The 21,186-nt window shown below is 37.6% G+C and carries 9 protein-coding genes; all 9 read left to right on the top strand.

All coding sequences use genetic code 11. The features are described 5' to 3' along the window. The first annotated feature begins 52 nt into the window (after positions 1-52). Positions 53-2,257: a family 78 glycoside hydrolase catalytic domain gene (locus CLU83_RS08595; protein ID WP_100431219.1), complete on the top strand. Its 2,205-nt coding sequence runs from the start codon at positions 53-55 to the stop codon at positions 2,255-2,257. After that, positions 2,241-3,920 carry a hypothetical protein gene (locus CLU83_RS08590; protein WP_100431218.1) on the top strand — a complete coding sequence of 560 codons (1,680 nt, stop codon included), beginning with the start codon at positions 2,241-2,243 and terminating at the stop codon, positions 3,918-3,920. Before CLU83_RS08595 ends, CLU83_RS08590 begins: the two co-directional genes overlap by 17 nt. A gap of 236 nt (positions 3,921-4,156) precedes the next feature. Continuing rightward, on the top strand, positions 4,157-5,278 hold the full coding sequence (locus CLU83_RS08585) for a glycosylase (RefSeq protein ID WP_100431217.1): 1,122 nt from the start codon (positions 4,157-4,159) through the stop codon (positions 5,276-5,278). Between the two features lie 182 nt (positions 5,279-5,460). Then, the gene (locus tag CLU83_RS08580; protein ID WP_232727031.1) at positions 5,461-8,784 is read left to right on the top strand and encodes a glycoside hydrolase family 2 TIM barrel-domain containing protein; all 3,324 of its coding nucleotides are present in this window, start codon (positions 5,461-5,463) and stop codon (positions 8,782-8,784) included. Between the two features lie 101 nt (positions 8,785-8,885). Next, positions 8,886-12,293: a glycosyl hydrolase gene (locus CLU83_RS08575; RefSeq protein WP_100431215.1), complete on the top strand. Its 3,408-nt coding sequence runs from the start codon at positions 8,886-8,888 to the stop codon at positions 12,291-12,293. Between the two features lie 257 nt (positions 12,294-12,550). Next, positions 12,551-13,957, top strand: a complete 1,407-nt coding sequence (locus CLU83_RS08570) for a sialate O-acetylesterase (protein WP_232727030.1) — start codon at positions 12,551-12,553, stop codon at positions 13,955-13,957. 178 nt (positions 13,958-14,135) lie between these two features. Continuing rightward, complete coding sequence (locus CLU83_RS08565) at positions 14,136-16,463, top strand: DUF5703 domain-containing protein (RefSeq protein ID WP_100431213.1); 2,328 nt, start codon at positions 14,136-14,138, stop codon at positions 16,461-16,463. Positions 16,464-16,469: 6 nt separating this feature from the next. Next, on the top strand, positions 16,470-18,923 hold the full coding sequence (locus CLU83_RS08560) for a polysaccharide lyase family 1 protein (protein ID WP_100431212.1): 2,454 nt from the start codon (positions 16,470-16,472) through the stop codon (positions 18,921-18,923). A gap of 152 nt (positions 18,924-19,075) precedes the next feature. After that, entirely contained in the window at positions 19,076-21,097 is a 2,022-nt protein-coding gene (locus CLU83_RS08555) for a glycoside hydrolase family 127 protein (RefSeq protein WP_100431211.1), read from the top strand. Positions 21,098-21,186: the final 89 nt, after the last annotated feature.

Genomic DNA, 21,186 nt, shown 5'->3' with positions numbered 1-21,186 from the left:
AGGATGTAAAATGTAAAAACAACACTTATCTTTATTGCCAAAATATATTTTTATGCGAAATCGTTTTCTGAATTTTAAAAAATTAGTTGTTTTTATTGTTTTGTTTTCTTCTTCTTTTATGAATGCTCAGGAAAATAAGCCTGCGACTTGGATTTGGTATCCCGGTGATTTCGAAATCAATTTGGCGAATCAAATGCAAAACCGTCGAACTGATAGAGGTTCCTTTTTTCCTGTTTTTTGGAAAATGGACACCTTTTATAATTTGATTGATTTTCATAAAGATTTTAATTTGACAAGTCCAGAAGAAGTAGCCATTGCGGTCGAAGGAACTTATAATATTAAAATTGACGGTCAGGCTTTATTTGGTTTTCCAAAGAAATTTACAATGCCTGCCGGAAAGCACAAATTGAGTTTAAAAGTCTATAATCAGGTTTCGGTTCCTGCGATTTTCATTAATGGAAAAACCGTTAAATCGGACAATACTTGGCTAGTTACATTTGAAGATAAGGAATGGATTGACGAAACAGGTAAAACCTCAGACCAATCAGGAACGACTTGGCTGTTGGCAGGTTCTTGGAATTTGAACGATGCCAATAATTCACCGTCCAAATTTGCCTTGCCAGTCAAAAAAATGGATGCGGTAAGTGTCGTGAAATCAGATGATGGGAGTTTGTATGATTTTGGCAAAGAGACTTTTGGTTTCATCAAATTGAATGCATTGCAAGGCAAAGGAACGGTAAATATTTATTACGGAGAGTCCAAAGAAGAAGCACTTTCCAAAGACAATTGTATGACTTTGGATTACATCGAAGTGGATAATGCTTCGCCAAAGGACCAAACGATGGCACTTTCCAAAGCGTTCCGTTATGTGCAGATTGTACCTTCTTCGGGAGTGACTATTGGTTCCGTAAATATGTTATACGAATATGCCGATGTCAAAGACCAAGGCGGTTTCCGATGTTCGGACAATCAAATCAATGAAATTTATGATGTGGCGAAATACACGTTTCATCTGAATACGAGAGAGTTTTTTATCGACGGAATCAAAAGAGACCGTTGGGTTTGGTCGGGTGATGCGTACCAAAGTTATTTGATGAATTATTATTTGACGAATGATTCGCCGACTGTCGAAAGAACCTTATTGGCTTTGAGAGGAAAAGACCCGGTTACGGCGCACATCAATACCATTATGGATTATACTTTTTATTGGTTCTTGGGGATTTACGACTATTACCAATACACGGGCGACACCACTTTTATCAAACAATTTTATCCAAGAATGCAATCCTTGATGGAATATTGCCTATCGCGAAGAAATGAAAACGGAATGATGCAGGGAATGTCGGGCGATTGGATTTTTATCGATTGGGCAGATGGTTTGAGCAAAAAAGGCGAAGTAAGTTTCGAACAATTATTATTGGCTCGAAGCCTTGAAGCGATGACGACTTGTGCCAAAATTGCGGGTGACGATGCGGGTTCGGTTAAATACAAAGATTTGGGTGCTCAAATGAAAACCAAGATTTTCGACAAATATTGGAATCCCGAAAAAGGAGCTTTGGTACACAGTTTTGTCGATGGAAAACAAACCGAAAACGTAACACGTTATGCCAATATGTTTGCCATTTTCTTTGATTATTTTAGCGAAGCACAAAAACAACAGGTTAAATCTTCGGTGTTGTTGAATGATAAAATTCAAAAAATCACCACGCCTTATATGCGTTTCTACGAGTTGGAATCCTTGTGTGCGATGGGTGAACAGGGTTATGTGTTGAAACAAATGAAAGACTATTGGGGCGGAATGCTGAATTTGGGTGCTACAACATTTTGGGAAGAATACAATCCGAATAAAAAAGGAGCAGAACATTTGGCGATGTACGGAAGAGAATTTGGGAAAAGTCTTTGTCACGCTTGGGGTGCGAGCCCGATTTATTTGTTGGGAAAATATTATTTAGGAGTAAAACCTTTGAAACCGGGTTATTCCGAATATGAAATCAAACCAAATCTTGGTGGTTTGGAATGGATGGAAGGAAAAGTGCCAACGCCAAAAGGAGAAGTAAGCGTATATTGCAGTACCAAAGAAATTAAAGTAAAAGCATCCGAAGGCGAAGGGAAATTGGTTTTCGAAAGTCAAAGTAAGCCTAAAACCAATTCGGGAACGATTACGGAATTGGCCAAAAATAAATACCAATTGACGGTCCAACCGAATGTGGATTATCAAATCAGCTATAAAGCTTTAAAAAATGATACAAAAAAATAAATACATATTAGGTTTATTGTTGATTTTGGTCTTTCAGTTTTCGGGTCAAGGCCAAAAAATGGATGCCGTAAAAAATTCGGCTTGGCAATCAGCTTCTTTTGAAGTTGTAAATTCGAATTACAAAACATTCAAAACAACTCAATATGCTCACGTATTTTCGGGGAGCAAACACAATATTGTTCGACTTGTTCCCGAATTGCAAGGATTAACAGGAGTTGAACTTCCTTTATCAACATATAAAAACGGAACAAATGCACCTTTAAAACTAAAATTCAAAGAACCGGTTCAGGTTTTAATTGGCGTATTTCAGGAAGCTAATAACAAAGAATACCTCCAATCAAATGCAATAGAAAACGGCACTCTGATTCTTAAAAACGGAGTTACGGTTACCGGTTTAGCGCCAGTAAATGTTTATGCGATTGCGTATCCAAATGGAACACAAACCATTAATCCGGGAAAAGGATTATTCGCCATTTTAGGAGTGGTAAAAGCTTCTCAAAAACTGGAATTCAAAAATGCAGAACTCCCGGACGGAAAACTATGGAATCCAACATATATAGTTGAAGGATTCTCAGATGAGAAACCGCTTTTCGAAATCATAGGCGGAGAAAACAAAGCCGTGATTGACGAAGGAATGCCCGGAACCGAAGATATTCAGGGAGGTTTTGAAGGTGGAAGAGTAGTGAAAGTAGACGATACTTATCATATGTTTCCAACCGAAAGAGCAGGTGAAAAAGGAGTCGACTATTATTACGATCGTGTCAAAACTAAAATCGGACATTGGACGAGTAAAGATGCCATTCACTGGAAAAGAGAATCAACGATTTATCAGGCCAGCGGTGTTTATGCCGTTACCGAAGACGATAATCCGATGAACGACCGACGTTCGGCAATTTGGTCGTATATGCCGGTTTTTAATGAAAAAGCAAACAAATGGTACGGCTATTATTTAGCCTACACCGTTCACAAAGAAATAGAACCGAATCACTCTTTCGGAAGAATCTGGCGTTGTGAATCCATTGTCGAAGGTATCAATGGAATTGGCGGACCGTACAAAGATATGGGCATCATTATGGAACCGGGTTTGGATTCTCAGCCTTGGGAAGGACGTCAGGGAGTAGCTTCTTTTTTTCCGTATAAAGTTGGAGATAAATATTTCGGATTTTACAGCGGAGCCTATCCATTTGCTTCCTGGGCAGATTATCCGAGGAAATCAGGGAAAGGCTGGTTTGTGGCATTGGCAGAATCAAATAGTCTCGAAGGTCCGTGGAAACGCTTAAACAAAGGTTTGGAACCGATAAAAACAATCCATCCGCAATTTGTTGAGAATCCGATTGTGAGTCAGTTGCCAAACGGTTTGTACATCGCTATTTTTGATGGAGGTCCTGAAGGCTGGGGACATCATTTACCAAATATGATTGGATATTCACTTTCGAAAGACGGAATCAATTGGGGAGAAGCACACTATCTGCCCATAGAAACCAAAGTTGATAAATGGTGGGATATTATGCGAACGCCACTCTGTTTAATTCCGGAAGAAAATGACGTTTATACCATCGTGTACAACGCCATCGATCTGAAAAAAAGATTTCACCCAACAGGAATGGTAAAAGTGAAATTGAACAAAGAGGTAATGGAATCCCGATTGAAAGAATTGAAATAAAAAGATTGAACGCGGATTACACGGATTTACTTCGTAAAGACGCGGATTAAAACGGATTTTAATAATTCAAAATAATAAAAATCTGCAAAAATCCTTTTAAATCTGCGTGAAAAAAAATAGAAAAAATTAGCACGCAGATTTAGCAGATTTTATGTTGATAGATTAAAGAAAAAAATCCGCGAAAATCCACGAAAATCAGTTTAATCCGCGTTCCATTGAAGCAAATTAAATTTGAAATGAAAAATAGAATACAATATCTCGTAATTGGAATCACAGCTTTGTTAATCGCAAGTTGTGCCACCAAATTCAAGAAAAGAGAAATTAACGAAGCCGTAATGCAGGAGATTTACAACGAAATCAAAACGCCTTACAAATACGGATTGGTGATGGTGCCAACGGACAACTCCTATAAAATGGACTGCCCGAGTGTTTTCAGAAAAGACGGAAAATGGTTTATGACCTATTTGATTTATGACGGAAGAGGTTACGAAACCTGGCTGGCCGAAAGCGATGATTTATTGCATTGGAAACACTTAGGAAAAGTAATGTCCTTTTCGGAAAATGAAAAACACTGGGATGTGAACCAAAAAGCGGGATATATTTCACTACAAGACCCAACCTGGGGCGGAAGTTACGAATGGGAAAAATACGATGACAAATACTGGATGAGTTATTTTGGCGGAGACAGTAAAGGATACGAAGCGGGAGTGTTGTCAATCGGAATGGCTTATACGAAAGAATCACCGACAAAACCTCATGAGTTTCAAAGACTGGAAAACCCGGTTTTAACGCCAAAAGACAAAGATGTAAGCTGGTGGGACAACAGCACGATGTACAAAAACAGTGTAATTCGTGATAAAGATAAATTGACTGGACATAATTTTGTTATGTACTACAACGCAAGAGGTGATAGTTTGAAACCACAAAAAGGTGCAGAACGAATTGGAATGGCAGTTTCTGACGATATGAAAACCTGGAAACGTTTCGGAAAAAATCCGGTATTAAACAACCATAAAGGAATTACAGGTGATGCTTTTATTCAGAGAATCAATGATACCTGGGTGATGTTTTACTTCGGCGCGTTTTGGAAACCGGGCGCTTTTAACCGTTTTGCCGTTTCGAATGATTTGCAAAACTGGACCGACTGGAAAGGCGAAGATTTAATTAAATCATCAGAGCCTTACGACGATTTATTTGCACATAAATCATTTGTCGTAAAACACAACGGAGTCGTATATCACTTTTATTGTGCGGTAAACAAAGCAGAACAAAGAGGAATTGCAGTAGCAACTTCGAAAGATTTAGGTAAAAGCGAAACGAATTTTGTGGCTCCGCCGGAGAAGGTTAAAAAGAATTAAGATATAGTGCGTTTTAGACCTGATAGGTTTGATAACCACAAAATAAATAAGACACAGTTTGTCATTTCGAGGAACGAGAAATCTCCGCGACAATATTCCACAAAGTGAAGAAATACTTTGTAGAGCTTCTTACGGAGATTCCTCCTTCGTCGGAATGACAAAAAACTAAAAAATATAAATCAATGTTTAAGTCAAATCATATTCCCCAATTTTTCAACTTTCGACTTTCGACTTTCGACTTTTTGACTGTAATTTTATTTCTCACAATCTCCACTACATACGCGCAATCCGTAACCGGAGAACCTGCAGGAATTCCAGAATTACACAAAAAATACGAGTTCGCTCCGTGGGAAGATCCAACGGTAACAAGCATCAACAGACAGCCTTCAAGAGCAACGGCGTATTCGTACACCAATATCGAAGATGCCTTAAAAGGCGACAGAACCAAAAGCCGAATCCAAATGCTGAACGGCGATTGGAATTTTAAATATGCTGTGAATCTTGAAAAAGCTTCCAAAGATTTTTATAAAACTACCGTTTCAGGCTGGGATAAAATAGAAGTCCCTTCCAACTGGGAAATGAAAGGTTATGATAACCCTATTTACAAAAGTGCCGTTTATCCGTTTCGACCAATAAATCCGCCTTATATTCCTAAAGATTATAACGGAATCGGTTCGTACCAGCGCAGTTTTACAGTTCCTGCAAACTGGAATGATATGACGGTGACATTGCATTTTGGAGGTGTGAGTTCCGGTTTTCAGGTTTGGCTGAACGGAGAGTTTTTGGGTTATGGAGAAGACAGTTGTTTACCATCCGAATTTGATATTACGCCTTATTTGAAAGAGGGAGAAAATGTAGTTTCCGTTCAGGTCATTCGTTGGGCAGACGGTTCATATCTCGAAGATCAGGATCATTGGCGCGTGAGCGGAATCCAGCGTGAAGTTTTTATTATGGCAGAGCCAAAATTACGCATTCAGGATTTCTTTGTTCAAACCAAATTAGACAAACAATACACAGATGCGATTTTTAAACTGCGTCCAAAAGTGGAGAATCTGACAGGAGAAAAAATCAAAGATTATATTTTTAATGTTCAGTTGTATGATGCTAATAATGTGGCAATGTTCAAAGAACCACTTCAAAAACCGGTGATCGATATGATTAACGAAAGTTATCCACGTCTGGATAATGTTCGTTTTGGAATGTTTCAGGAGACCATCAAAAATCCAAAGAAATGGAGTTCAGAAGAACCGAGTTTATACACTTTGGTCGTTTCCATAAAAGATAAAAATGGCAATATTACCGAAGCTAAAAGCTGTAAAGTTGGTTTTCGTTCGATAGAATTTTCGAAAGAAAACGGTAAAATGTTAATCAACGGAAAAGAAACGTATGTGTATGGCATCAACCGTCACGACCATAATCCAATTCGAGGAAAAGCCTTAAACCGAGATGATATCAAACAAGATATTACGACGATTAAGAAGTTTAACTTTAATTTTATTCGTACCAGTCACTATCCAAACGATCCGTATTTTTATGAATTGTGCGATCAATACGGAATTATGGTGATGGACGAAGCCGATCAGGAAACGCACGGAATCGGTGGAAAATTAGCGAACGATCCAAAATGGACAAACGCTTATTTGGAGCGTATGACCCGAATGGTCGAAAGAGACAAAAACCATCCATCCGTTGTGATGTGGAGTTTGGGTAACGAAGGGGGAAAAGGACCAAACCATTCGGCAATGGCGGGTTGGGTTCACGATTTCGACTTAACTCGTCCCGTACATTATGAACCGGCGCAGGGAAATCCGAAATTGGACGGTTATATTGATCCGCTTGATCCAAAATATCCAAAAACAATAGACCATGCGTATCGATTTGAAAATCCGCAGGACGAACCTTATGTCGATATGGTCAGCCGATTTTATCCGGGAGTTTTTACGCCTAAATTTTTAGTTGATCAAAAGAAAGATACCCGACCAATTATTTTTGTAGAATACTCGCACGCAATGGGAAATTCTGTTGGAAATTTAAAAGAATTGTGGGATGAATTCCGTTCTCTTCCAAGAGTTATTGGAGGCTGTATCTGGGAATTTAAAGATCAGGGATTGGTAAAATTCGACTCACGATCAGGTCAGAATTATTTCGCCCACGGTGGAGATTTCGGCGAAAGATACCACGATGGAAATTTCAACACTAAAGGAATTGTCGATTCCAACGGAAAACCAAAAGGTTCTATTTTTGAGAATAAATGGGTGTATCAGCCAGCAACTTCAACGCTGAAAGATGGCAATCAATTAGAAATAAACAACCGCAGTGCTGTAAAATCTTTAGCCGATTATACTCCGGTTTTGAAAATTTTAGAAAACGGAAATGTCATCAAAACGCAGATTTTAAAACCTTTCAATTTAGAAGCAGGACAATCTACGATATTGAACGTAAATCCATATTTGCCAAAAATGAAATCTGATGCCGAATACATTTTGAATATCGAATTCCAACTTTCGAAAGACGAGCTATGGGCTTCTAAAGGTTACGCTGTCGCGGAAGATCAATTTCTGCTGAAAAAGAAAGATCTTGTTTTAGAAACTAAAAAAGGAAATGTAAATATTTCCGAATCAGATTCCGATTTCAACATCAAAGGAAAAGCTTTCGATATAAAAATAAATAAAGTAAACGGAGCCTTGAGTTCGTACATTTTCAACGGAGAAGAACAGGTTTTTGCACCTTTGCTTCCAAATTTCGTGAGACCACTTACGGATAATGACAAGCGAGGATGGAAATCACAAAAGCTTTTGAAACAATGGTACAAAGCAAAACCAAAATTGACGAATATCAAAATGGATCAGTCAAATGAGGAAATTAAAATCACCAGCGATTACGAAATTATAAAAGACAGCGCGAGTGTAAATGTGGTTTACAACATCAAACCAGATGGAACTATAAAAGTAGATTACAGTTTGAAAGCATCGAATAAATTACCAAACATCCCGAAAATTGGAATGCAAATGGGAGTTCAAAGAAAGTTCGACCAGATTTCGTGGTACGGAAAAGGAGAACTGGAAAATTATAACGACAGAAGTTTTGGCTCGTTTGTTGGGAAATATTCACTGCCGATTAATGATTTTATCGAGCATTACGTAAAACCACAAGAAAACGGAAACAGAACCGAAGTGAGATGGATGGCTTTGACCACTCCACAAAAAAACAAAGGATTTTTGGTCGTTAATGATACCAAAGTTTTAAGTACGAGTGTGTGGCCGTATACCCAAGAAAATCTGAGTTCAGCGACGCATACTTACGAATTAAAAGACCCCGGATTTTTGACAGTGAATATTGATTTAATCCAAATGGGAGTGGGAGGAAACGATAGCTGGACATTAGTCGCACAGCCTTTGGAACAATATCAAATTAAGTCAGGAGATTATCAGTATAGTTTTTATTTGATTCCTTTTACAGGTTCAAAAGATGAACTGGAAAGTAGTTTGAAGAAGTTTAAATATTAGTAAAAATCAAAATAATCTGCTAAATCTGCCAAATCTGCGTGAAAAAATTATAGCACGCAGATTTGGCAGATCCTGGAGATTTTACAAAAGTTTAATAAGTAATGTTTCAAAAAACACAGTTCTTTTTTATATTACTTTTTGTGGGATACGTTTCCGCACAGGAAGTCCATAAAAAAGAAAATACTTTGTTTCAGCCTACAATCGAAACCTCAAGACCTTGGGTGTATTGGTATTGGATGCAAAGCGCGTATTCAAAACCTGGCATAACAGCCGATTTGGAAGCGATGAAACAAGCCGGAATTGGAGGTGCTTATTTAATGACGATTAAAGGTCCGGCAAATCCGCCATTGATGGATCCACCGGTTTTGCAGTTGAGCAAAGAATTTTGGGATTTGGTACATTTTGCCTTAACCGAAGCAGACCGATTGGGTGTAAAAATCGCATTTCATCCTGCCGATGGTTTTGCCGTTGCGGGAGGACCCTGGATTACACCCGAAATGTCGATGCAAAAAGTGGTTTGGGCAGATGTTACTGTAAGTGGGAATAACTTCAAAAATCTGCAATTACCAGTGCCAAATCATTACAAAGATTATTATAAAGATATTGCTGTGTTTGCCATTCCCATTAAGGAAAGTTACATCACATCCAATCAAAATCGTCCAAAAATCACTTCTACACTTGTCGATTTTGATGCTTCATTTTTGAGTGATTCAAAAAAAGAAGATCAATTTAGATTGAAAGAAAAAGGATGGGTTCAATACGAATTTGATCAGCCGTTTTTGTGCAAATCCATTCAAATAGAAACCAAAGGAAATAATTATCAGGCGCATCGTTTACTAATTGAAGTGAGTGATGACGGCGTAAACTTTAAAAGTCTTGGTCGATTGACAACGCCTCGTCACGGTTGGCAGGACGTTGATGCATTTTACACACACAGCATCGTTCCGACAAAAGCCAAATATTTCAGATTCGTTTATGATCCCGAAGGTAGTGAACCAGGAGCAGAAGATTTAGATCCTGCCAAATGGAATCAGGGATTGAAAGTTGCTAAAATCTATTTGTCAAACGAGCCTTTGATAGATAATTACCAGGGAAAATCAGGAGCTATTTGGCGTTTGAGCCCGCAAACTTCGACTGAACAAATCGGAAAAACTGATTGTGTTGACCAGTCAAAAATGATTAATGTTTCCAAGTTTGTTGACGAAAAAGGTATTCTGAATTGGAAAGCTCCTTCAAAAGGAAATTGGAGAATTATTCGTTTTGGACATACGTCAACTGGTCACGAAAATGCTACTGCAGGTGCAGGAAGAGGATTGGAGGTGGATAAGTTTAATGCCGAAGCAGTCCGTTTTCAACTGGATCATTGGTTTGGCGAAATGTTGAGAACTGCAGGGCCTGAACTGGCATCCAAAGTCGTTAAAATCTTGCATATCGATAGCTGGGAATGTGGGAGCCAAAACTGGTCACCCGTTTTTCAGGAGGAATTTAAAAAACGCAGAGGCTATGATGTTCTAGATTATTTGCCGGTTATGGCTGGGATTCCTTTAAATGATATTGAAACTTCGGAGAAAGCACTTTATGATATAAGAAAAACTATTGCAGAATTGGTTTGTGATAATTTTTTCGGCACGCTGGCTGATGAAGCTAAAAAAGCAAGAGTGAAATTCAGCTCCGAAAATGTGGCGCCAACGATGATGAGCGACGGACTTTTACATTTTAAACACATCGATTATCCGAGTGGAGAATTTTGGCTGAAAAGTCCAACGCACGACAAACCAAATGATATACTCGATGCGATTTCGGGAGGACATATTTACGGAAAAGATATTATTCAGGCGGAAGCTTTTACGGAATTGAAAATGGATTGGGATGAACATCCGGGAAATCTAAAAACTTTAGCAGACCGGAATTATGCTCTTGGAATCAACCGATTTTTCTACCACGTTTTTGTACACAATCCGTGGACGGACAGAAAACCCGGAATGACTTTAGACGGTGTTGGTTCTTATTTTCAAAAAGACCAAACTTGGTGGAAACCCGGAAAAGCCTGGGTAGATTATTGCCAGCGAGTACAGTTTCAATTGCAAAAAGGAAAACCGGTTATTGATTTGGCGGTTTTTATTGGTGAAGATTTACCGTCACGTTCAGTGCTTCCGGATCGTTTAGTGCCGTTTATTCCGAATATTTTTGGAAAAGAACGTCTGGAAAGTGAAGCCATTCGATTGAAAAATGAAGGTCAGCCAAGCATCAAAATTCCAAAAGAAGTCACTTCTTCTAAAAATTCAACCGATTTGTCACAATGGACAAACGCAATGAACGGTTATCAATACGATTCGTTCAACGCTGATGTTTTACTAAATAGTGCTAAAGTTGAAAACGGAAAGATAGTTTTCAGCAACAGTATCGAATATGGAATTTTGCTATTTCCGGGAAGTCATAAAATGGCGCCGAATAAAATGATGTCTTTGGCTGTAGCCGAAAAAATATTGGAATTGGTAAAAGAAGGAGCAACTGTTTTTGTTGATGAAAAACCAGATTTACAACCCGGAATGCAATCAGAAACCGATCAAAAAAAATGGCAAAATGTAATTGATGAAATTTGGAACAATAAATTGAATGCGTCGTTGTGGAAAATAGGAAAAGGAACTATAATTAAACTTCCGTATGTAGGAAATGATTTTACCTCCATTGGAATCGAACAAGATGTTTATTTTCCAAAATTAAACAGAACCGATTCGGAAACAATTGCCTGGACTCACCGAAAATCTGAAACAGAGGATATCTATTTTATTTCTAATCAAAAAGAACAAAAAAGACAAGTTGAAGTATCGTTTAGAATTACTGGAAAAATTCCTGAATGGTACAATCCTGTAACGGATAAAACTATTGTTTTAAATAACTGGAAAATCGAAAACGGAAGAACGATTGCTACAATTTCATTAGCTGAAAATGAATCAGGTTTTGTGATTTTTAAAGATAAAACCGAAATGGTTTCTGTTAAAGGAACACAGAATAATTCAGAATTTGAAACGGTTCAGACTTTAGATGAAAACTGGGAGTTGCAATTTGATTCTGAATATAAAGGCCCGAAAGAAGTTATAAAAATCAACAAGCTTTTTGATTGGAGTACTTCAACAAATGATCAGATTAAATATTATTCAGGTGCGGTAGTTTATAAAAAAGACCTTATCTGGAAAGGAAAAACCAACGATAAAATTTGGCTCGACTTAGGTACAATTGCCAATATTGCCGAAGTAACCGTAAATGGAATCAACTGCGGAACAATCTGGACATTTCCATACAAAGCAGACATTTCAGAAGCTTTAAAAAAAGGGAAAAACACTATAGAAATTAAAGTTACAAATACCTGGGCAAACCGATTAATTGGCGATGAAAAATTACCAAAAGAAGAAAGGTTAACGTGGACAACAGCTTCTTTTAGATTGGAAGGAGAGCCATTGCTGAAAGCAGGATTATTGGGGCCGGTTACGATTGTAAAAGAGAAATAGATATAATATGTACCGAGCCTACGGCTCTTTTTTATCGTGTTTAGCTTTATAAACTGGACTAAAGTCCAGCCTTACAAAATGTTTCGAGCCGATGGCTCTAGTACATAATGTCAGAGTTCCGTAGGAACGATTCATATTGTAGCGTCGGGTTTTAACCCGATGAATAGTAGGAACAATTCATATTATTTCAACGGATTTTAATCCGTTGAAATATAGATTAAAATAAAAAAAATGAGAAATAAAAAAAATGTATTGTTGTGATTTTATGTTTGATGGGAAGTTTCCAAATCAATGCAAAAATCAAATTACCGGCACTCTTTTCGGATAATATGATGCTACAGCAAAAGTCGAACGCACCGATGTGGGGCTGGGCGGATAAGAATGAAAACGTGAGTGTAAAAACATCGTGGAATTCTAAAATCTACAAAACCAAATCCGACAGTCAGGGGAAATGGAGAGTGGAATTGCAGACTCCGGTTGCAGGGGGTCCGTTTATGATTGAAGTCAATCAGGGAAAGGAAACTATTGCGATAAAAAACGTTTTGATTGGCGAAGTTTGGCTGTGTTCTGGTCAGTCGAATATGGAAATGCCTTTGAAAGGTTTTCAGGGTCAGCCAGTAAAAAACGGCAACGAAATCATTGTCAGATCCACCAATAATAAGATCCGTTTAATTACAATTCCAAGAGCGACAGTTTTAGAACCTAAAGATGATTTCGAAGGAAAATGGGAAACGGCCTCTCCAAAATCTACGACTAATTTTAGTGCGACAGCTTGGTATTTCGGATCGCTTTTACAGGAAGTTTTAGATGTTCCGGTGGGATTAATTCATGTTTCATACGGAGGCTCAAGTATGGAAGCCTGGATGAATCAGGAAATGCTGAAAGATTTTGCAAGTGCCAAAATTCCAACAACAAAAGAAGAATTGGTAAAAGACTCCAATCGTGTACCAACGACTTTGTTTAACGGAATGCTTTCACCTGTGATTGGTTACGGAATCAAAGGCTGTATCTGGTACCAAGGCGAGTCGAATTATGAAAGAGCTTCTGAATATACGGCTTTGATGAAAAAAATGGTCAGCAGTTGGAGAGGCTTGTGGAAGCAAGGGGATTTTCCTTTTTACTATGCGCAAATTGCTCCGTTTAATTATGCGCAATTTCATCCAAAAGACAATCTGGAGAAATATAATTCGGCTTATTTGAGAGAAGCACAATTGAAAGCTTCGAAGGAAATTCCGAATTCAGGAATGGCGGTTTTGATGGACGTCGGCGAAGAAAATAATATTCACCCAATGGACAAAGAAAAAGGCGGAAACCGACTGGCTTTTCAGGCTTTGGCAAAAACCTACGGGATTGAAGGCTTCGAATTTGAAAGTCCAAAATACAAATCGATGGAAATAAAAGATGGTTCAGTAACCGTTTCTTTTGATAATGTTGAAAACGGAATAACCTCGTATGACAAAGAAGTTACCGGTTTTGAATTGGCGGGAGAAGATAAGATTTTCTATCCAGCAAAAACGGTTGTTCGTAGAAAATCGGTGGTTTTGACTTCTGATAAAGTTGCCAAACCAGTAGCGATTCGTTATTTGTTTAAAGATTTTGTAAAGGCAGAATTGTTTAGTGGTGGTGGTTTGCCAATTTCGTCTTTTAGGACGGATGAATGGTAGTTTTTTTAAACCATATAAGTGATATAAGATTATATAAGTTTTTTGTCATTTCGACGTAAGGAGAAATCACACACGAAACTCCGTTCCTAAAAGCGCCAATCTTTGTCGAATTACTAGTGTGATTTCTCCTTACGTCGAAATGACATAGTTAGAACAATAAAATAAAAAAATAATAAGTTTGAAATATACAATTTACATATTTTTCTTTTTCACGCTTTTAGTTAAAGCGCAAATTCCCGTGCTCGAAAATTACAATCAAATCTGGAATACGCAAAGTAACAATTCATCAGAATCTATGCCTTTGGGAGGTGGCGATATTGGTTTGAATGTCTGGGTAGAAAAAGGCGATTTGTACTTTTATTTTTCCCGATCTGGCACTTTTGATGAGCATAATACTTTATTGAAATTAGGTCGTCTAAAAGTTACGTTAACACCAAATCCATTTAAGGATAACGAAGGTTTTAAACAAGAATTGGTTTTGAAAGACGGTTATATTTCGATTGGGCAGAAGGATACTAAAATCAAACTTTGGGTAGATGTTTTTAAACCCGTAATTCATTTGGATTTGGAAAGTAAAACGCCTGTGAAAATGACGGCTTCTTATGAAAGCTGGCGTCATAAAAACCGTGATTCCAAAGGAAAAGCAAATAATGCTAATTCGTATAAATGGGCGCCACAAGGAGAAATCGTAACATTCAAAGATTCAATTTCATTTGAAAATAATGGTATTCAATTTTATCATAGAAACAGACAACAAACCGTTTTTGATGTTGCGGTAAAACAGCAAAGAATGGAATCGGTTAAAGATCAAATGCTGAATCCGTTGGCGAATCTAACTTTTGGGGGATTTATGACTGGCGATAATTTGAAACCTGACGGAACTTATTCAGGGACATATCAAAATACAGATTTTAAAGGATTCAGTCTTTCGAGTATAAAACCTTCCAAAAAACAATCTCTGGAAATTCATTTACACACGAATCAATCTGATATAAATACTTGGAAAAAAGGTTTGAAAAATCAAATTTCAGACTATAAAATCAAATCAAAACAAGCAGAAAAAAATACGATAAAATGGTGGAATAATTTCTGGAACCGCAGTTTTATTTATACCCAAAAAAGCAATTCGACAGCCAAAGATTCTGTTTATCAAATTGGGCAGAATTATCAATTGTTCCGTTATATGCTAGGCTGTAATGCATACGGAAAATATCCAACCAAATTCAACGGCGGATTGTTTACAGTTGATCCTGTTTTTACTAATCCGGATTTGAATTTTACTCCTGATTTCAGGAATTGGGGAGGTGGAACAATGACTGCTCAAAATCAAAGACTGGTTTATTTTCCGATGGTAAAAAGCGGTGATTTTGATATGATGAAATCGCAATTGGATTATTATTTGAGCCTTCAAAAAAATGCAGAATTGCGTTCGCAGGTCTATTGGAAACACGGTGGAGCATCGTTTACAGAACAACTGGAAAATTTCGGATTACCCAATCCAGCCGAATACGAATGGAAACGTCCAGCTGATTATGATCCGGGAATGGAATACAACGCCTGGCTGGAATACGAATGGGATACCGTTTTTGAGTTTTGCCAAATGATGTTGCAACAGAAAGAATTTGCAGGCGAAGACATTCAGAAATACAATTCTTTTATCATCAGTTGTCTTCGATTTTTTGATGAACATTATCAATATTTAGCGAAACAAAGAGGTAGAAAAACATTGGACGGAAATGGAAAATTAATTTTATTTCCAGGCTCGGGTGCGGAAACGTATAAAATGGCTAATAATTCTAATAGTACTATTTCTGCTTTGCAGGTTATCACAGAACAGCTTTTAAATCTTTCTTCAACACAATTATCCAAAGAAGAAGTGGAATATTTGAAAGCTTTTCAAAAACGAATTCCACCTCTAAATTTTGGTCAAATTGAAAATCATAAAGTTTTGCTTCCGGCGAAATCTTGGGAGCGAATCAATAATTCCGAAGTACCACAATTGTATTCCGTTTATCCGTGGGGAATTTACGGCGTAGGAAAACCAGATTTAGAAACGGCTTTGAATACCTGGAAATACGATACAGATGCGATTAAATTTAGAAGCCATATTGGCTGGAAACAGGACAATATTTTTTCGGCCCGTTTGGGATTAACCGAAGAAGCAAAAAAATACAATTTGTTGAAAATGGTGAATTCCGATAGAAGATTCCCAGCCTTTTGGGGTCCGGGTTATGATTGGGTTCCCGACCATAATTGGGGAGGTTCAGGAATGATTGGAATGCAGGAAATGCTTTTGCAGGAAGCGAACGGGAAAATCTATCTTTTTCCGGCTTGGCCAAAAGACTGGAATGTTCATTTCAAATTGTACGCGACAAAAAATACCACCGTTGAGGCTGAACTTGTAAACGGCGAATTGAAAGTTTTAAAAGTAATTCCTGAAGAAAGGAAAAAAGATATAATCAATCTGTTAAATAAATCGACAGAAGAAAAAATGAAATTAAATTAAAAGAAAATGATAAAGAAATTAGTAGGTTCTTTTGCTTTGGCAATGCTTTTGACAGCAAATGGACAAGCGCAGAATACCGACAAACAAATTGTAAAAGTCGATTTTGACTTTTTTCAAAGAAGACTGGAAGAAGTACACGATCCCAGTTACGAATCCTGGGTGGTTAACGATCAAAAAGAAGCGGAGAAATCATTTAACAATGTAACCTTCAAACTGAAAGGAAACTTTACTTCAAAATGGTATAAAGTCGGAATGAACGCGCCTCATTACAACAGATTAGGAAGCGACGGTTTGGTCACAGCTGAAAATTTGGAATTAAAAATCAGTGGATTAAAAGAGGGAAAACATACGCTTTTGACTTTTCATAATGCCTTTGATGTGATTACAGGAAAGACTTTTTCTCCAATCAAAATTTATGTGAACGGAAAATTAGAAGAGACGGTAAATGCAAGTCAGAGAGCCAATGCGAAAATCGATGCGACGATGGCCTATATTACTTTTAATTCAGAAAAAGGTAAAGATTTAATTATTCGTTTTGAAATAGACCCAACTGTTAATCCTGATATTGTAAAGCAGATTGTAATCAATGGTTTTGAAATTGATACACCAAATTTAATGAATCAGGCACGCACTCCAAAACCGGAAAATAGGAACGAGCACATTGTGGCTTTAGATAAAAAAATAGTTTTAGAATGGGATGCTTCCAAAAAGGCTGTGGCTCATCAATTGTATTTTGGAGAAGATGCCAATGCGGTTGCCAATGCGAATGAATCTTCGAAAGAATTTAAAGGGAAACTAACTGCAACTCAATTTCCGCATACCGATTTATACAGCGGTTCAACCTATTACTGGCGTGTGGATGAAGTGGATAGCAGAGGCGATGTAACTTTAGGGGATGTGTGGTCATTCAAACCCGCACAATTGGCTTTTCCGGGAGCGGAGGGATATGGACGTTTTGCTTTAGGTGGTCGTGGAGGAAAAGTGGTTGAAGTAACCAATTTAAATGATGACGGACCGGGAAGTTTGCGTGATGCAATCAATCAGGAAATCGGACCGAGAACTATTGTTTTTAATGTGTCTGGAAATATAAAACTGGTTTCACGATTAGTGGCGAACCAACCATATATCACCATTGCAGGTCAAACGGCTCCGGGTGAAGGAATCACAATTAGTAGAGCACCTCTTGGATTGACAGGTAATGACGGAGTTGTGAGATTTCTAAAAGTTAGAATCGGGGGTGGAACGACTTTTGACGGAATGGGACTGACGGGTGCTAACGTTAGTATTATTGATCATTGTTCGATCAGTTGGACAATCGACGAATCGTTTAGTTCTCGTGGTGCGCATAATATTACGTTACAACGAACTTTAATTTCGGAAGCCTTAAATATTGCGGGTCACGACAAATATCCAGCTGGAAAAATGCACGGTTATGCGGCTACGATTGGTGGCGATATCGGAAGTTTTCACCATAATTTATTGGCACACAATGAAGGTAGAAATTGGAGTATTGGCGGTGGTTTGAATGGTGATGGCTATTACGGAGGACGATTGGACATTCGTAATAATGTGGTGTACAATTGGGGACATCGCGCTACAGATGGAGGAGCGAGTGAAGTGAATTTTGTAAATAATTATTATAAACCAGGTGTTTCTGCCAAAATATTTGTGGCACTAAATGCCCAAATTGAAGGTGTTGGAAAAGGGAAACAGCAATATTATTTTGATGGAAATGTGATGCCTGGTTATTTTGATGAAAAAAATCAGGATAAAGGAAGAAAGTTTACACTATCCAATAAGGCAATTGTGGATTATGATGTGTTTTTGCCAAAACCATTTTTCGAGTCTTTTGTAAATACGCAAACAGCAAAGGGCGCTTATAAAAATGTACTTTCGGATGTGGGAGCGAATCAGCCATTTTTTGATAAACATGATAACAGAATTGTTGATGAAACCCTTAAAGGAACTTTTACCTATAAAGGAAGCAAAAGCGGTTTAGGCGGCATGATTGATAATGAAGCAGATGCTGGTGGATGGCCAAATTTCGCTACTGAAACTCGTCCTGCAGATTGGGATACGGATCATGACGGATTACCAAATTGGTGGGAAAAAGCAAATGGCTTGAATGAAAATTCGAAAGCCGGAGATTTTTCGGATGCGAATTCAGATACCGATAAAGACGGATTTACCCAATTGGACGAATATTTAGATTGGTTGTCAAAACCACATTATTTTGTGAGTTCTGGTGAAAAAACAAGTTTTACTGTTGCAGATTTTTTCAAAGGATATGAGAAAAAGCCAGTCTATACTTTTTCGGAAGTTAAAAATGGTAAAGTAGTTTTAAAAGGAAAAGAAATTCAATTTACGACAAGCGGAAAAGGATTCGGTTCTTTTGCTATTACTGTTAAAGATACCGATGGAGATTCGATGAGCCGTACAATTAATTTCTTTGTAAAATAAAGAAGCAATAAATATAATCTGCTCCAATCTGTTTAAATCTGCGTGAAAAACTAGATAACAGAAAAATAAATCCGTTTTTTTTCTGCGTCTTGCGATAGCAATCTGTGTAATCCGCGTTCCATTAAGCAATTTGAATTAAATAAAATTTGAAAATGAAAAAGAACATTATTCTATTATCGGCGATACTTTTTTCGACAGCTTTTGTGGCTCAAAATAAAGGTTTGGTTGCCAATTCTGAAAGCCCTTATTCCAAATTGCAAAGTGTCAATTTACAAGATGTGAAATGGACAAATGGATTTTGGAAAGAACAATTTGATGTAGAAACCAAAAAGACACTTCCCTATATGTGGGATTTGTATCATAACGATTCGATTTCCCACGCTTATAAAAACTTTGAAATTGCTGCGGGTGAAAGTAAAGGAACTTTTAAAGGACCTTCATTCCACGATGGAGATTTTTACAAAATTTTTGAAGGAATGGCGGCGACTTATGCGGTAACAAAAGACGAGAAGTTGGATGCCGAGATGGATAAAGCCATTGCGCTTTTTGCCAAAGCACAACGCAAGGATGGTTATTTGCACACACCAGTTTTGATTGATGAACGCTGGGGAACTTTGGGTCCTGAAGAAGTGAAAAAACAATTGGGTTTCGAGAAATACAATATGGGGCATTTGATGACGGCAGCCTGCATTCATTATCGTGCGACCGGAAAAACAAATTTTCTGGATATTGCGAAAGGTGTAGCTGATTTTCTATACGATTTCTATAAAAAAGCATCGCCTGAATTAGCGCGAAATGCGATTTGTCCTTCTCATTATATGGGAATTGTCGAAATGTACCGCACTACTAAAAATCCAAAATATCTTGAATTGGCGAATAATTTAATTGATATTAGAGGAACAACCAATGACGGAACAGACGACAATCAGGATCGAATTCCGTTCAGAAAACAAACTACGGCAATGGGTCACGCGGTAAGAGCCAATTATTTGTATGCAGGAGTTGCCGATTTGTATGCCGAAACGGGAGAGAAGAAATTATTAGACAACTTGGAATCGATTTGGAATGATGTGACCTATCGAAAAATGTACATTACTGGCGCTTGCGGTTCTTTGTATGACGGAGTTTCGCCAGACGGAACTTCTTATAATCCTGCCGATGTGCAAAAAATTCATCAGGCTTATGGAAGACCTTTTCAATTGCCAAATGCTACAGCGCATACCGAAACTTGTGCCAATATCGGAAATGTTTTGTGGAATTGGAGAATGCTTCAAATCACTGCAGATGCCAAATATGCTGATATTGTGGAATTGGCATTGTATAACAGTGTTTTGTCAGGGATCAGCCTGGGAGGGAAGGAATTCTTTTATAACAATCCGCTGAATGTTTCCAAAGACTTGCCTTTCAAACAAAGATGGAGCAAAGAGCGTGAAGGTTATATCGCTTTATCCAATTGTTGTGCGCCAAATGTGACCAGAACAATTGCTGAGGTGAGTAATTATGCTTATAATTTTTCAAAAGAAGGACTGTATGTGAATTTATATGGAAGTAATAGTTTGAATTCAGTGACTTTAGGGGGAGATAAAATTGAAATTGAGCAACAAACCAATTATCCTTGGGATGGAAAAATTACGCTGAAAATTCTAAAAGCACCAAAAGATAATTACGCTTTTTTCCTGAGAATTCCGGGTTGGAGTCAGGAGACAACAATTGCAATCAATGGTAAAAATATTAGTGATGCCATTGTTTCAGGTACGTACCAAAAAATAGCACAAAAGTGGAAAAAAGGAGATGTTATTGAATTAAATATTCCAATGCCGGTTGAATTAATGCAAGCCAATCCATTAGTAGAAGAAGTCAAAAATCAGGTTGCTGTAAAAAGAGGACCAATTGTGTATTGCTTAGAATCGAATGAGCTTCCTGCGAATGTGAAAGTGAATGATGTTGTTTTAGATTTAAATTCTAAGTTCACAACTGATTTTATCAAAATAAACAACAGACAATTGTTGGGCATAACAGCCAGTTCATCAATAACTCCCGATAATTCCTGGGATAAAAAATTATACAAGCCTATTTCCACAAAAGATAATAAGGAATATACTATAAAATTAATTCCTTATTTTGCGTGGGGAAATCACGGTAAGGGTGAAATGTCTGTTTGGTTGTCGCACTAATTCTTTCTTGTCCTTGATAATTTAAAGTTTAGATTAAGAATATCTTTTAATTTTTTTACGAGAAAAATAATTATTTCAGATATTATTAA

The sequence above is a fragment of the Flavobacterium sp. 1 genome, assembly GCF_002797935.1.
Taxonomy (GTDB): Bacteria; Bacteroidota; Bacteroidia; order Flavobacteriales; family Flavobacteriaceae; genus Flavobacterium.
This window is presented reverse-complemented; position numbering and strand designations above follow the sequence as displayed.

Bases quoted from the DNA above. Each gene is read 5' to 3' on its own strand.
- CLU83_RS08575 (WP_100431215.1), top strand. From the start codon at position 8,886: ATGTTTCAAAAAACACAGTTCTTTTTTATATTACTTTTTGTGGGATAC.
- CLU83_RS08595 (WP_100431219.1), top strand. From the start codon at position 53: ATGCGAAATCGTTTTCTGAATTTTAAAAAATTAGTTGTTTTTATTGTT.
- CLU83_RS08580 (WP_232727031.1), top strand. From the start codon at position 5,461: ATGTTTAAGTCAAATCATATTCCCCAATTTTTCAACTTTCGACTTTCG.
- CLU83_RS08555 (WP_100431211.1), top strand. From the start codon at position 19,076: ATGAAAAAGAACATTATTCTATTATCGGCGATACTTTTTTCGACAGCT.
- CLU83_RS08560 (WP_100431212.1), top strand. From the start codon at position 16,470: ATGATAAAGAAATTAGTAGGTTCTTTTGCTTTGGCAATGCTTTTGACA.
- CLU83_RS08585 (WP_100431217.1), top strand. From the start codon at position 4,157: ATGAAAAATAGAATACAATATCTCGTAATTGGAATCACAGCTTTGTTA.
- CLU83_RS08590 (WP_100431218.1), top strand. From the start codon at position 2,241: ATGATACAAAAAAATAAATACATATTAGGTTTATTGTTGATTTTGGTC.